This is a genomic window from Sphingobacterium haloxyli (assembly GCF_002980525.1).
Taxonomy (GTDB): domain Bacteria; phylum Bacteroidota; class Bacteroidia; order Sphingobacteriales; family Sphingobacteriaceae; genus Sphingobacterium; species Sphingobacterium haloxyli.
Window position 1 is genome coordinate 1 of record NZ_PVBQ01000070.1, and the last position, 255, is coordinate 255.

Below are 255 nucleotides of genomic sequence, written 5' to 3' on the forward strand. Positions count from 1 at the left end.
GCATACCCCTGTTGCGCATACTCACCGATAGAGGGACGGAATATTGCGGAGCAAGGGAACATCATGAGTTCCAGCTATATCTGGCTATTGAAGATATAGAACACACTAAGACCAAAGCTAAAAGCCCCCAGACAAACGGCATCTGTGAACGCTTTCACAGGACTATGCAGGATGAATTCTATGCCACAGCGTTCCGAAAGAAGATCTATGGAAGCATAGAGGAACTCCAAAAGGATCTTGATGTATGGTTGGACT

General features: G+C 45.9%; 1 protein-coding gene. It reads left to right on the plus strand.

Features of this window, described 5'->3' with window-relative positions; genetic code table 11:
• Positions 1 to 255, plus strand: a 255-nt coding sequence (locus C5745_RS19995) for an integrase core domain-containing protein (RefSeq protein WP_133166414.1), incomplete at both ends; no start/stop codon positions are given.